General features: G+C 70.2%; 11 protein-coding genes. 3 read left to right on the forward strand and 8 right to left on the reverse strand.

Annotation, left to right across the window (positions count from 1 at the left end; all coding sequences use genetic code 11):
* Positions 1-96 precede the first annotated feature (96 nt).
* The 3 genes from ACFWF2_RS21205 to ACFWF2_RS21215 form a co-directional block, all read right to left on the reverse strand.
* On the reverse strand, positions 97-2,505 hold the full coding sequence (locus ACFWF2_RS21205) for an MFS transporter (protein ID WP_379309155.1): 2,409 nt from the start codon (positions 2,503-2,505) through the stop codon (positions 97-99).
* 153 nt (positions 2,506-2,658) lie between these two features.
* Positions 2,659-2,988 carry a hypothetical protein gene (locus tag ACFWF2_RS21210; protein ID WP_379309156.1) on the reverse strand — a complete coding sequence of 110 codons (330 nt, stop codon included), beginning with the start codon at positions 2,986-2,988 and terminating at the stop codon, positions 2,659-2,661.
* Positions 2,989-3,056: 68 nt separating this feature from the next.
* Entirely contained in the window at positions 3,057-3,929 is an 873-nt protein-coding gene (locus tag ACFWF2_RS21215) for an NAD-dependent protein deacetylase (RefSeq protein ID WP_379309157.1), read from the reverse strand.
* 156 nt (positions 3,930-4,085) lie between these two features.
* Here ACFWF2_RS21215 and ACFWF2_RS21220 point away from each other — a divergent pair, with 156 nt between their 5' ends.
* Together ACFWF2_RS21220 and ACFWF2_RS21225 are read left to right on the forward strand one after the other, a co-directional pair.
* Positions 4,086-4,541 carry a hypothetical protein gene (locus ACFWF2_RS21220; RefSeq protein WP_379309159.1) on the forward strand — a complete coding sequence of 152 codons (456 nt, stop codon included), beginning with the start codon at positions 4,086-4,088 and terminating at the stop codon, positions 4,539-4,541.
* 147 nt (positions 4,542-4,688) lie between these two features.
* Positions 4,689-5,114 carry a hypothetical protein gene (locus ACFWF2_RS21225; protein WP_379309160.1) on the forward strand — a complete coding sequence of 142 codons (426 nt, stop codon included), beginning with the start codon at positions 4,689-4,691 and terminating at the stop codon, positions 5,112-5,114.
* Here the strand turns inward: ACFWF2_RS21225 and ACFWF2_RS21230 are convergent.
* From ACFWF2_RS21230 to ACFWF2_RS21250, 5 genes are all read right to left on the reverse strand, one after another.
* Positions 5,092-5,946, reverse strand: coding sequence for an acyl-CoA thioesterase domain-containing protein (locus ACFWF2_RS21230; protein WP_379309161.1), 855 nt, complete (start codon positions 5,944-5,946; stop codon positions 5,092-5,094). The genes ACFWF2_RS21225 and ACFWF2_RS21230 overlap by 23 nt on opposite strands.
* A 103-nt stretch (positions 5,947-6,049) precedes the next feature.
* Complete coding sequence (locus ACFWF2_RS21235; protein ID WP_379309162.1) at positions 6,050-6,901, reverse strand: acyl-CoA thioesterase domain-containing protein; 852 nt, start codon at positions 6,899-6,901, stop codon at positions 6,050-6,052.
* Positions 6,898-10,545: a cobaltochelatase subunit CobN gene (cobN, locus tag ACFWF2_RS21240; protein ID WP_379309163.1), complete on the reverse strand. Its 3,648-nt coding sequence runs from the start codon at positions 10,543-10,545 to the stop codon at positions 6,898-6,900. Before cobN ends, ACFWF2_RS21235 begins: the two co-directional genes overlap by 4 nt.
* A 182-nt stretch (positions 10,546-10,727) precedes the next feature.
* Positions 10,728-12,098 carry a MerR family transcriptional regulator gene (locus ACFWF2_RS21245; protein WP_379309164.1) on the reverse strand — a complete coding sequence of 457 codons (1,371 nt, stop codon included), beginning with the start codon at positions 12,096-12,098 and terminating at the stop codon, positions 10,728-10,730.
* A 45-nt stretch (positions 12,099-12,143) separates the two neighbouring features.
* The gene (locus ACFWF2_RS21250) at positions 12,144-12,812 is read right to left on the reverse strand and encodes a hypothetical protein (RefSeq protein WP_379309165.1); all 669 of its coding nucleotides are present in this window, start codon (positions 12,810-12,812) and stop codon (positions 12,144-12,146) included.
* Between the two features lie 118 nt (positions 12,813-12,930).
* On the opposite strand from ACFWF2_RS21250, the gene cobG reads away from it, so the two are divergent.
* A complete protein-coding gene (gene cobG, locus ACFWF2_RS21255; RefSeq protein WP_379309166.1) occupies positions 12,931-14,121 on the forward strand; it encodes a precorrin-3B synthase in 1,191 nt (396 codons plus the stop codon).
* Positions 14,122-14,143 lie beyond the last annotated feature (22 nt).

The following is a 14,143-nucleotide window of genomic DNA, read 5'->3' on the forward strand; positions in this document are numbered from 1 at the left end:
GGAGGACCAGCTCGTCGACATCGCCCTGGAACTCCAGCGCGAGGCATCCGTCAGCGCGTGAGCCGTGCGCCGCGTGGGATCCCACGCGGCGCACGATCAGCGATGGTGCATCGACTCCTCGTTGTCGTAGCCGAGGGTGACGTCGTGGGTGATCTCGCCGCGGGTCACCGACACCTGGCTGGCGACCGGCGGATAGCCGCGCGCGACCACGGTGTACTCGCCTTCCGGGAGGTCGGGGACCAGATACTGCCCCTGCTCGTCGGTGCGGGTGGTGGCCGCCGGGTCGCCACCCGCGTCGAGGACGGTGATCTGGACGTCGGCGACGGGGCGGTCACCGTCGACCCAGGCCGAGCCGATCAGGATGGCCATCGGCTCGAGATCGATGTCGTGGTGCAGCGAACCCGTCTCCGGCACGGTCAGCGCGACCGCGGACGGGCGCATGTGGTCGGCGACCGCGACCAGCGTGTACGTCCCGCTCACGACATCGCGGCACACGTACACCCCGTCCTCACCCGTGATCGCCGCACCGACGACGTCACCTTCGGGATCGGTGAGGGTCACGGTCGCGCCGAACAGCGGTTCACCGCGCCGCGCCGACCGCACGGTGCCGGTGAGTTCACCTGCCCCGGTGAGCATCAGGTCGACATGCAGCGCCCGCTCCCCCAGCGACACGCTCACCGCCTCGGGCTGATGGCCCGCCGCGGCGGCGATGAGGACGTAGTTCCCCGGCTGCGGCGCCGCGATGACATAGGCGCCGTCGGCGTCGCCGTTGCCGCGCGCCACCTGATGACCGTGCTGGTCGATCAGTGTGAGGATGGCCGCGGGTACCGGGCGGGCGTCGTCGCGGCGCAACAGCCCCGCGATGACCCGGCCGGTGGCGGCGGGCCGCAGGTGATCGACCATCTCGTGCGCGTCGTGCAGGCTCACGTCGCGCAGCAGCGTACCGTCCGAACCCTCCTCGGGCACCGGATCCTCGCGCAGCGGAATCTCTTTCATGAACACCAGCACCAGGCAGGCCACGATCGCGAGATCGGCGGCGAGCAGGAACACGCCCTGCATCGCGTCGGTGAAGCCGGCCAGGATCGGCATCCGCAACTCGTCGGGCAGCGCGGCGATGCCGGAGGTATCCCGTTGCAGCGCATCCAGACCAGCGGCGTCGAGACCGGCGGGCAGGCTGCCGCCGAACGCGGACAGGATCGATCCGGGCAGCCGATCGAACAGGACGGTGAGGAACACCGCGACGCCCAGGGTGCCGCCCAGCTGCCGGAAGAAGGTCGCCGAGGCGGTCGAGACCCCCATCTCGGTGCTCGGGACGGCGTTCTGCGCGGCGATGATCAGCGTCTGCATGCAGCCACCGAGGCCGAAGCCCATGATCGCGCTGTAGGCGAGCGGCTGCCACAGTGGGCTGTCGTAGCCGACGTGGGCGAACAGTGCGCAGCCGATCGCCAGGATCAGCGCACCGAGGACCGGCAGCACCTTGTACCGCCCGCTGGCCTTGGTGATCAGGCCCGACAGCTGCGCGCCGACCATGATGCCCAGCACCAGCGGCAACATCAGCAGCCCCGCCTCGGTCGGCGAGAAACCACGCACGACCTGCAGATACTGCGGAACCATGGTGATCGCGCCGAACATCGAGACACCGACAAGGAAGCCGCCGAGGATCGCGATGCTGAAGGTCGGGCTGCGGAACAACCGCAGCGGGATCAGCGCCGCGTCCCTCATGAAGAACTCGACGATCAGGAACAGCAGCAGCCCGCCCGCGCCGATGCCGTAGCAGAGCAGCGATTTCGGCGACGTCCAGCCCCACACCCGGCCCTGCTCGGCCACGATGAGCAACGGCACGACAGCGACGACGAGGGTGAGCGCGCCCAACCAGTCGATCCGGCTTCGCCTGCGTGTATGCCGCACATTCAGCACCCGGGCGACGACCAGGAACGCCAGCACCCCGACCGGCACGTTCACCAGGAATACCCAGCGCCAGCCCTCGATCCCGCCGAGACTCTCGTACTCGGACAGGAACCCACCGACCACCGGGCCCAGCACCGTCGCGATGCCGAACACCATGAGGAAATACCCCTGGTAGCGGACCCGTTCGCGGGCGGGCACGATATCGCCGACGATGGTGAACGCCAGCGACATCAGCCCACCCGCGCCCAGTCCCTGGAACGCGCGGCAGGCCGCCAGCTGGTACATCGTGGTCGCGAAGCAGCAGGCCGCCGAGCCGATGACGAACAGGGCGATCGCCAGCAGATAGAACGGTTTGCGCCCGTAGATGTCGGCCAGTTTGCCGTAGAGCGGCGTGGTGACGGTGGCGGTGATCAGGTACGCCGTTGTCGCCCACGCCTGTTCGTCGAAGCCGTCGAGACTGTTCGCGATCCGCACGATCGCGACGCTGACGATGTTCTGGTCGAGCGCGGCGAGGAACACCCCGAGTAGCAGGCCGGACAGAATCGTGAGTGTCTGGCGGTGCGTGAGGCGTGGTTCGGCAACGACGGTATCGGTCATGGAAAAGCCCTGGTTCTGATCGGCTGGCAAGTGGGGGTCGATCATGCGGCCCACACGAGGGCCGACAACCCCGCTGCGAGGAAAACTTTGCGCCGCGGGTGGAACTCTTCATGCACTGGTGCGCAGAGCTTACCCACGTCGAATACGCCGCCGTCAACGAGGGATCAAGTGACCGTTCATTTCGCACCGAATCGATAGGCGGCGGCGATCAGAACTGCCAGTTCGCCGATCGCGTGCCTCGGCTTCGGAATGCACGACGACCAGGTTATTCCAGCGCGAGCGGCCGACCTGATTCACCCGGTACACCGGTGGCCGCGCTATTTCCTCGTCGATCGCGAGCATGATTTGGACGGTGCCCTGCGGATTGCGGCCGGTGATGTTGTAGAGCGATACCCACGCGAACTTCCGGGCGAGGCCGAAGGTGATCTGCGATGCCACCGACAGTTCCGCCGGACCGTTGGCCGCGATCAATTCCCGCAGCACGGTGAAGATCTCGAGAGAATACGGTGTGCCCGCGAAGAAGGTTTCGATCGCGGCGTCGACGGATTCGTTCATCGCCCGGCGATCGCGCTCGGTGTGATGAGCCGTTCGGCCAAGGCGCACAACGTCTCCGAGCAGCCTGCCGAAATCCGCACGGTGGCCAGGTCGTCGCCGCGTGTGCCGCCGCGATTCACGATCACCACCGGCACACCGTTTTTCGCCGCCCGCCGCACGAAGCGCAGGCCCGACATCACCGTCAGCGACGAGCCTGCCACCAGCAGCGCCTGCGCGTCGTCGACCAGGTCGAAGGCCGCGGCCACCCGGTCGGCTGGCACGGATTCACCGAAGTAGACGATGTCGGGTTTGAGCATGCCGCCGCAGGTCGCGCAGTCGAGCATCCGGAAACGGGCGGTATCGGTCACCACCGCGTCCGCGTCGGGAGCGACTTCGATCCCGGTCGCCGCTGAAACATGTTCCGCGAAACCGGGATTCGCTTCCTCCAGACGTTCGGCCAGCGTCATGCGCGAGATCATCGCTCGGCAGCGCAGACAGCACACCCGCGCGTAGGTGCCGTGCAGGTCGATCACGCGACGCGCGCCCGCCTTGGTGTGCAGCAGGTCCACGTTCTGGGTGATCACGCCGGCGACCACCCCGGCGCGTTCCAGCTCGGCGACGGCCCGGTGCCCCCGATTCGGGCGCGCGGCGTCCATCCGCCGCCAGCCCAGGTGGTTGCGGGCCCAGTAGCGCTGCCGGAACTCGGCGTCGCCGACGAACTGCTGGTAGGTCATCGGGTTGCGCGGCGGCGAATCCGGGCCGCGATAGTCGGGGATGCCGCTGTCGGTGCTCAGGCCGGCTCCGGAGATCACCACCAGGCGGCGCCCGGCCAGCAGTTCGGCCGCGCGCTCCACCGCGGCCGCGGTGTCGTCCGGGGTGGGATCCACCATGAATCCACTGTACGAGCGGTCGCGGGCACGGCGGATGACCGGGTCGCGGCGGCGAACACGCCGCACCGAGTTGCGTACCGCGCAGGTCGGGCGACATGATGGCTCATCTGCCCGGCAGCACGCCACGCGTGCGAGATCGACCGTCAGAGGAAACCTGTGTCCGACAACGACGAGTACGGCCGCGCCGCGCTCAACGCCGCGGTCGACGGGACCATCGTCGCCGTCCGCCGGATGTTCTACGTCCTGGGCGACGACATCGACCGCACCGAGGGCCCGATCGAATTCACCTTCCACAACGGATCGACGCTGCTGCTCGACGCCGGCGTCGACGGCGCGGAACTGCGGATCGGCGCGGCGCCGTGGCGCGACCCGTTCGAACCGCTGGTCGACCCGGTGAACATCGAATACGTCGCCATCTCGGGTAAGTACACCGCCTTCGACGTCACCGACGAGCCGCCCTACGACGTGCTCGCGGGCCGCCGGGTCGACGCGGTCTCGGTCGTGCCGCTCCCCGACGGCAGGCCGCAGGCCGCCACGCTGTACCTCGGCGAGGGCATGGTGAAAGCGGAGTCCATCGCCGACGAACTGATCGTGACCCTGATTCCGGCATGAGTTCTTCGCGGTCGCGCGATCTTCGTCATGGCCGAGCAGACCGGCATCTAGGGCCTTCGAAGCCCGCCGACTATCGTCCCGATTCCGACCGATCGGCGGGATGGTGAACGTTCAGCGCATGCGGTGACACGGTGCGCGGTTACCCGCGTGGGGGTTCCGCTCGAGGCAGCATGGGGCGCGGCGGAGTGGGTGAACCGGGTGGCAGGGAAGGTGTGTGGGCGGGTGCGTGCAGCGGTGCCGGGGCAGGTCAGGTGGCGGGCGGGCTGGGGTGTGGCGGCGGGATTGTTCGTTGCCGTATTCGTCCTGGTTCCCGCGACATTCGCCGTGCAGGACGCGTGGGAGGTGCCGGTGCCGCGGACGATCGCGTTCGCGGAGATCGAGCCGATCCGGACCTCGTACTGGCTCAGCTGGGCGCTGACCCTGGCCGCGCTGCTGACCCCGACGCTGCTGCTGGCGCTGCTCCCGGCGGCCCGGATGATCGCGCTGGGCTATCTGCTGACCACCACCGCGGCCGGGTTCGTGCTGTGCGCGACCACGGTCGGCTTGGCGTTCAGCGGCCTCGATCCGGCGTGACCTGGGACAGCGAGAACTCCTCGGACAGGTTGTCGATGACCGAGCCGTGGATCTGCCGGTGCTCGTTGGCCAGCGCGGTGGTGGTGCAGATACCGAAAGCGCCCTCGGCGTCGTAGAGGACCGCCGCACCCGCGGCAATGCCGTCGTCGCTGAGATGCGATTCCGCCTCGATGCCCATCTCGAGCCCGATCGGCATGCGCGAGAACGTGATCGAGACGTCGGTGTTGATGAACCCGATGCCCTCGGTGCCCCAGTTGGTGACCAGGCTGGTCTGCTCACCGGCCATGGCGGCGAAGCAGAACGGGGAGGATTCCTCGCCCGCGACCACAGGGATATTGCGCACCCACTTGCGTTTCCTGGCGTCGTTCTGGTGCTCGGTCATCTTCACCGACCACCCGTTGCCGTCGCTACCGAACAGGTGCATGGCCTCGTCGACGGTGGCGAGCGCGTCGCGCGGCGGCAGCGGACGTTCCCGCCCTGGCCGCCACACCTCCCCCGGCGGCTGGGTCGACCGCTTCAGCAGCAGCGCGCTGCCCCTGGCGACGGGCTCACCGCCGGAACGCAGCACGATCGCCACCGCGCGGACCCGTTTGCCGTCGCGCACCAGTTCGCTGTCGACGGTCAGCGGCACCGCGGGCACCGCCCGGTGCAGGTCGACGGTCAGCCGGGCGGGCACGAACCCGTCGCCGCAGTAGCGCGCCTCGACTTCGCGGGCGATCAGCCCACACACCGGCGGCCCGGACAGCGTGCTCGGGGCCCACAGGCTCATGGAGAACCGGGTGGGCTGGAAAACGCCGTCGTCCTGCGTGAAGTACGCCGGAGAAGTGCTCATTGCGACTCTCTTCTGCCCTGCGGCCGGCACCTCCGTGCCGTGGTGCGCCCACGCACCACGATCAGGGTAGAACGCGTTCTAGTTTTCCGGCAAGTCGTGCAGCTCAGCCGCGCTGCGTGCCGCCGCGCAACGGAATGTAGGCGTCGATCGCCGCGCCGCTGATCTGCCTGCGTTCGTTGGCCACGGCCGACACGGTGCAGACACCGAACTCGCCGTCCGCGTCGTAGAGCACGGCCGAGCCCGCGGCGACGCCGTCGTGGCTGAGGTGGTTGCCCGCTTCGATGCCCATCTCCGGGCCGATCGGCAACCGGGCGAAGGTGATCGAGACATCGGTGTTGATGAAGCCGATCCCCTCGGTGCCCCAGTTCGTCACCAGGCTGGCCTGCTCGCCCGCCATGGCGGCGAAGACGAACGGCGAACCGGCTTCCCCGGCCACCACCGGGATACCGCGGACCCACTTGCGTTTGCGGGTGTCGTTCTCGTGCCGGGAGATCTCGACGGTCCAGCCGTCACCGGACCCGTCACTGTCGAACAGGTGCACGGTCGGCGCGACCGAGGCCAGCAGCTCGGTCGGCGGCAGCGGCGGCTGCCGCACCTCGCGCCACACCTCACCCCGCGGCTGCGCCGACCGTTTCAGCAGCACTGCCGAGGCCCGCGCGACGACCTGGCCGTCGGCGCGCAGCACCGCCTGCGCCGCGCGCACCCGGTTGCCGTCGCGGGTCAGCTCGCTGTCCACGGTCAGCGGGACCGCGGGCACCGGCTGATGCAGGTCGACGGTGAACCGGGCGGGCACGAATTCCCCGGTGCGGTACCGGTTCTCGATCTCGCGGGCGAGCAGTCCACACACCGGCGGGCCGGACAGGATCCCGTCGGCCCACAGGCTCCGGCCCCACGACGTCGGCGTGTACACCTCGCCGTCGCGCCGGAAATACGCGGCGGACTGCTCGCTACTCACTCCAGCTCGCCCTCGGTCTCGAGGTAGACCTGACGCAGCTTGTCCAGCGTCTCGGGCTCGGGGTGCTCCCACAGCTTGCGCTCGGCGGCCTCGAGCAGGCGTTCGGCGATGCCGTGCAGCGCCCACGGATTGGACTGCTCCATGAACTTGCGGTTCACGTCGTCGAAAACGTAGCTCTCGCTGAGCTTCTCGTACATCCAGTCGGCGACCACGTTGGTGGTGGCGTCGTAGCCGAACAGGTAGTCGACGGTGGCCGCCATCTCGAAGGCGCCCTTGTAGCCGTGGCGGCGCATCGCCTCGAGCCAGCGCGGGTTCACCACACGGGCACGGAACACGCGGGCGGTCTCCTCCGAGAGCGTGCGGGTGCGCACGGCGTCGGGGCGGGTGGAGTCGCCGATGTAGGCCTCGGGGTTCTTGCCGGTCAGCGCACGCACGGTGGCGACCATGCCGCCGTGGTACTGGAAGTAGTCGTCGGAGTCGGCGATGTCGTGTTCGCGGGTGTCGGTGTTCTTGGCGGCCACCGCGATCCGCTTGTAGGCGGTGCGCATGTCCTCGGCGGCGGGGGCGCCGTCGAGGTCGCGACCGTAGGCGTAGCCACCCCAGGTGGTGTACACCTGCGCGAGGTCGTCGTCGGTGCGCCAGCTCTTGGAGTCGATGAGCTGCAGCAGGCCTGCGCCGTAGGTGCCCGGCTTGGAGCCGAAGATGCGGGTGGTGGCGCGGCGGGCGTCGCCGTGCTCGGCCAGATCCGACTGGGCGTGCGCGCGAACGTAATTCGACTCGGCTGGCTCGTCGAGCTCGGCGACGAGCCGGACGGCGTCGTCGAGCAGGGCGAGCACGTGCGGGAAGGCGTCGCGGAAGAAGCCGGAGATGCGCACGGTGACATCGATGCGCGGACGGGCGAGTTCGTCGAGGGGGATCACCGCCAGGGAGGTGACGCGGCGGCTGGCCTCGTCCCACACCGGCCGCACACCCAGCAGCGCGAAGACTTCGGCGATGTCGTCACCGGAGGTCCGCATGGCCGAGGTGCCCCACACCGACAGGCCCACCGACGTCGGGTATTCGCCGTGGTCGGCGAGGTAGCGCGCCAGCAGCGACTCCGCCATCGCCTGGCCGGTCTCCCACGCCAGCCGCGACGGGACGGCCTTGGGGTCGACGGAGTAGAAGTTGCGGCCGGTGGGCAGCACGTTGATCAGGCCGCGCAGCGGGGAGCCGCTGGGGCCCGCGGGGATGAAACCGCCGTCGAGGGCGTGCAGGACTCGCGAGATCTCGATGCTGGTCTCGCGCAGGCGGGGTACGACCTCGGTCGCGGCGAACCGCAGGATGGTGGCGACCTTGTCCAGTCGCTCGGCATCGCGGTGTCCGTCACCCGTCGCGGCCCGGTGCCCGTCGAGGATCGCGGTCTCGAAGTCGGCGACCAGTCGCTCGACCGCGTCGACGGCCCAGTCCGTCGCCTGCAGTGCCGCCAGCAGTTCGCGGGCGCGGCCCTCGACCACGTCGACCCGCTCGCGGGCTTCGTCACCGGCTTCGCTGAGCCCCAGCGCTTCGCGCAGGCCTGGCACGTTCTGCTCGCCGCCCCACAGCTGGCGGGCGCGCAGCATGGCCAGCACCAGGTCGAGTTCCATCTCGCCCTCGGGCGCCTGGCCGAGGATGTGCAGGCCGTCGCGGATCTGCACGTCCTTGATCTCGCACAGCCAGCCGTCGACGTGCAGCAGCATGTCGTCGAAGACGTCTTCCTCGGGACGCTCGGCCAGGCCGAGGTCGTGGTCCATCTTGGCGGCGCGCATCAGCGTCCAGATCTGCTGGCGGATGGCGGGCAGTTTCGCCGGGTCGAGGGCGGAGATGTTGGCGTGCTCGTCGAGCAGCTGCTCGAGCCGCGAGATGTCGCCGTAGGTCTCGGCGCGGGCCATCGGCGGGATCAGGTGGTCGACCAGGGTGGCGTGCGCGCGGCGCTTGGCCTGGGTGCCCTCGCCCGGGTCGTTGACCAGGAACGGGTAGATCAGCGGCAGGTCGCCGAGCGCGGCGTCGGTGCCGCAGGAGGCCGACATGCCGAGGGTCTTGCCTGGCAGCCATTCCAGGTTGCCGTGCTTGCCGAGGTGCACCATCGCGTCGGCGCCGAAACCGTCGGGCGCGGACAGCCAGCGGTAGGCGGCCAGGTAGTGGTGGCTCGGCGGCAGGTCGGGGTCGTGATAGATGGCGACGGGGTTCTCGCCGAACCCGCGGGGCGGCTGCACCATCAGCACCACATTGCCGAAACGCAGTGCGGCGATGACGATCTCGCCATGGAGGTCGGCCGACCGGTCGACGTACAGGTCGCCCGGCGGCGGACCCCACGCCTCGACCACGGCCTCGCGCAGATCCTCGGGCAGGGACTCGAACCAGCGGGTGTAGGTGGCGGCGCCGATGCGAATCGGGTTGCCCTCCAGCTGTTCCGCGGTGAGCCAGTCCGGGTCCTGACCGCCCGCGGCGATCAGAGCGTGGATCAGGGCGTCACCGTCGCGCTCCAGGAGGCCGGGGATCTCCCCGAGATCGCCGAGATCGTAACCGGCGGTGTGCAATTCGGTGAGCAGGCGGATCGCGCTCGCCGGGGTGTCGAGACCGACCGCGTTGCCGATGCGGGCATGCTTGGTCGGGTAGGCCGAGAGCATGATCGCGATGCGCTTGTCGGCGGCGGGGATGTGGCGCAGGCGGGCGTGGCGCACGGCGATGCCGGCGACCCTGGCGGCGCGTTCGGGATCGGGAACGTAGGTCGACAGGCCGTCGGCGTCGAATTCCTTGAACGAGAACGGGACCGTGATGATGCGGCCGTCGAACTCCGGCACCGCGACCTGGGTGGCGACATCGAGCGGCGAGAGGCCGTCGTCGTTGGCCTCCCACTGGGCGCGGCCGCTGGTCAGGCACAGGCCCTGCAGGATCGGCACGTCGAGAGCGGCCAGTGCGGCCACGTCCCATGCCTCGTCGTCGCCACCGGCCGAGGCGGTGGCCGGCTTGCTGCCGCCTGCCGCGAGGACCGTCACGACGAGGGCGTCGGCGCGGCCGAGCAGGGCGAGCAGTTCCGGTTCCGCGGTGCGCAGCGAGGCACAGTAGACGGGCAGTGCGCGAGCGCCCTTGGCCTCGATCGCGGTGCATAGTGCGTCGATGTAGCCGGTGTTGCCCGCGAGGTGCTGGGCGCGGTAGTAGACGACGGCGACGGTCGGGGCGTGCGGTTCGAGGATGCGGGCGGTGCGGTCGAGCTCACCCCAACTCGGCAGTTCCACGGGTGGTTCGAAGCCGTGGCCGGTGAGCAGGACGGTGTCGGAGAGGAAGTTGTGCAGCTCGCGCAGGTTGTCCGCGCCACCGGCGGCGAGGTAGTTGTGCGCGTCGGCCGCGACGCCAACCGGGACGGTCGAGCACTCCATCAGTTCCGCGTCGGGAGCGATCTCGCCGCCGAGCGCCACCATCGGTACCCCGCTGGCCCGCACCGCCTCCAGGCCGTCCTCCCAGGCGCGCTTGCCGCCGAGGATTCGCACGATCACCAGATCGGCGCCGTCGAGCAACCCCGGCAGATCCTCGACCAGCAACCGGGCGGGATTGCCCCACCGGTAGTCGGCGCCGCTCGCGCGTGCGCTCAGCAGATCGGTGTCGGAGGTGGACAGCAGCAGGATCACAGGGTGTGGCCTTCCTCGGGTGACGCGCCCATCGGGATGCGGTGTGGTGCTCGCCGGAGAGGGTCTGGCTGTTCACAGTGGCGCGACCGCACCGGATTTCCACCGGTTTCCTCGACGCCCGCCGAGCATCCCGATCGTACTGTCCGCCCTCGCACCGCAACTTTCCAGCCCGCGGGCGGCGGTCATCGGGAGGTCTCCTCGGTGTCGGGACGGCACGGCATAGCCAGGGTAAGCAGGTCGCCGTCGTCGGCGGAGCGGATCCGGGCGGGCAGGTCGGGGGCGATCAGGTCGAGCATCACGTCGGGGCCGACGGCGCCCGCGACGGCGGGGTACAGGGTGGTGACAGCGAAATGGATCGTCATTCCGGGACCGGTGACGGTCGCGGGCAGCAGTACGGCATCGCCGTCCCCGGCAATCCGCACCGCCCGTGCCGGATCGGCGATGGCGCCCGCGTCCGACGCCGCGCGGACGGCCTCGACATCCCTGGCGTCATAGCCATGGCCGAGGATGAACGCGTACGCGGGGGTGGCGGCGAGATCGGCACGCGTGAGCTCGTCGAGGCCGTGCTCCGGGATCACGTGCAGGGTGATCGTGGCCGAACCGGCCTGCTCGAGCGCATCCAGCAGCTCGGTTCTGTTCAGGACGACGCGGGTGACGACGGCGGGCAGCGCCGCCAGCATCGCGCGGTAGTCGGGAAACTCGTCGGCCCTACGGCGGCAACGTCGCCGATCCGGGCCGAGCGCTTCTGCCCTGCCGTTCTCGGTCGGTGTCGTGTCTGCCTGCTCGGCCGAATCGCCGGAGATGATCTCGAGGTGGGTGGATCCGGGCCGGATCGCGACCGTATGCCTGCGGCGCAGCCAGGATGCGGCGGCGCGGAGGTCGTCGGCGTCGACGGTCGCCGTCCACTCCGCCGTCGTCGCGCGAGCGGGCCGCAGGCTCCGGGTGGCCAGGCGGTACCGGTCGGTGGCGGTGAGGATCAGTTCCTGCGTCCGTGCCTCGAGGTGAATGCTGTTGAGCACCGGCATCTCCGGATCCATGATCGTCGCGGTCGCGATCTGGTCGACAGCAGCCGCGAGCAAAGGCCCGCGCACCCACATGACGCTGTCGGCGAGCGGGTCCACAGCAGTACTCGCCCCGGCGCCGGTCGCCGAAACCGGTCCCGCCGCCGAGCCCGGGGCGATCGCCGAAGCCGTGCCCGATGCCACGAGCGAGCCGAAACGCACTGCGGCACGGGCTGCGTCGGCCGCTGCGCGCACCGAATCCAGTTGACGGTCCAGGCTGGTGAGGTAGTCCTCCACCAGTGTTGCGACGCGGGCCTGGTCGCGCTCGGTGAGGACGGTGATGACCACGGGCAGTGGCATGTCGACGGCACGCAGGTGCCGGATCAGCCGGGCGGTGCCTGCCTGGTCGGGCGCGTAGTAGCGGTAGCCGGTGATCTCGTCGACCACGGCGGGGACGAGGACGCCCGCGTCGGCGTAGAAGCGCAGGGCGCTGGTGCTCAGACCGCACGCACGGGCGAAGGCACCGATGGTGAGCAGTTCGGATTCGGACATCGGCACATCATCGGGGTTCGAGTGGCTCGAAGGTCAAGCCGACGGTCAGTCGCGGTGGGTGCCGGCGGCGACCATCTCCGGGGACCCGGTGCCGAGGTTGCGGTACACGTTGGCGACCACCATCTGGCCGAGGGCGTTGTTGCCGACGCCGCCGATGACCGCGCCGATACCGGCCGGGATCAGGGTGCCGAACAGCAGCAGCGTGCGTTTGACGAGATAGTTGACCAGGAAACGCTTGGCCGGTGAGTCCGGCATGCTCGCCAGGCCGGGAATGTGGTCGGTGACGACCGAGAGCCACTGGCCGGTCTTGTGTCCCGCGGTCTCGTCGAGCAGCTTGGTGCCCGCGTCACCGAGCACCACCTTCGACACCAGCTGCGCGCGGCGCGGGTCGGCGGGGTCGAGGTCGTAGGCCGCGGCGGCGCCGACGGACAGCACCGAGGACGCCTCGAGGAACACGACGGTGTCGACGCCGGTCGCGGCCAGACCCAGCAGCGTGCCGACCCCGGGTACGGCGGCGGTGAGCCCGACGACGACGCCGCTGGTGGTGACGACGACCAGGTATTGGCGGGAGAGCCGCCGCAGCGTCTGCACCGGCGCGTCGTCCGGATGCCTGCGTTCGAGCCAGCCGACGTAGCGGCCGACCGCGGCGGTTTGCGCGTGCGCGGCCTTGTCCAGTGCGGGAACGACACGCTTGTCCACGAATTCACGCAGCATGCGGCGACCTCTCCTGTCGGCGATCGACCTGGCGAACGATTCCCGCCCACCCTAGGCGACGCGGCCCGGCGACGCCTCGCGTAGCCGCCCGCGTCGGCGGTCGTAGGCTGGACGGATCATGACCAGGAGCACTCCCGACTCTTGCCCCGGTGTCCTGCGACTGCACCAGGCCGCCGACGGACCGCTGGCCCGGATCCGGGTGCCCGGCGGCAGGCTCGAACCCGAGCAGGTGCAGGCACTCGCGGACGCGGCCGTCGAACTGGGCAACGGTCACCTCGAATTGACCTCCCGCGGCAATATCCAGCTGCGGCAGGTGCGTGACGCCGCCGCGCTCGCCGATCGGCTCGCCGCCGCCGGCCTCCTGCCGAGCCGCACCCACGAGCGGGTCCGCAATATCGTCGCCTCGCCACTGTCCGGCCGGGTCGGCGGCTGGGCGGATGTGCACGGGCTCGCCGTCGGCCTCGACGCGGGTCTGCGCGCGGATCCGCGGCTGGCGGAGCTGCCGGGCCGGGTGCTGTTCACGCTCGACGACGGTCGCGGCGATGTGAGCACGCTGCGCGGCGACATCGGTATCCAGGCCGTCGGGGCGGACGAGTTCGCGCTCCTGCTCGCCGGCGCCGACACCGGCGTGCGGGTGACGGCGAGCGAAGCGATCGACGTGATGCTCGACGCGGCGCGTGGCTTCCTCGATCTGCGCGGGACCGGCGAGGACGGGCAGTGGCGATTGCACGAGATTCCCGGCGGTGCCGAGCGGGTCACCGAGGCCCTGGACCGCTCCCCCGCCGGTGCACGCCTGGAACTCGGTGCGACACACACAGTTCCGATCGGCTGGCTGGATCAGGACAACGGATTGGTCAGCCTCGGCGCGGGCGTGCCGCTGGGCACCCTGCCCGCGCGGACCGCGGAATTCCTCGCGGCCGTCGAGCGGCCCGTCTATGTCACCCCGTGGCGCAGTCTGGTGATCACCGATCTCGACGAGGGTCCCGCCGAAACCGTGGTGCGGGTGCTGGCGCCGATGGGCCTGATCTTCGACGCGCAGTCGCCGTGGTTGCAGGTCAGCGCCTGCGCGGGCCGACCAGGCTGCGCCAAGTCGCTCACCGATGTCCGCGCCGACCTCGCCGCCGCCGTCGACTCCGATCGCGTGCTGCCCGGCGTACCGGGCGCGGCCGAGATGGTCGTGCCCGCCGAGGACGTCTCCGTGGCGGGCCGTCAGCACTGGTCGGGCTGTGAGCGCCGCTGCGGCCGTCCCACCGGGCCGGTCACCGATGTCGTCGCCACACCCGACGGCTACCGCATCGACCCGTCGTGACCGCGCACCTGCGGGACGGTTG

The organism is Nocardia sp. NPDC060259 (genome assembly GCF_042728775.1).
Classification (GTDB): domain Bacteria; phylum Actinomycetota; class Actinomycetes; order Mycobacteriales; family Mycobacteriaceae; genus Nocardia.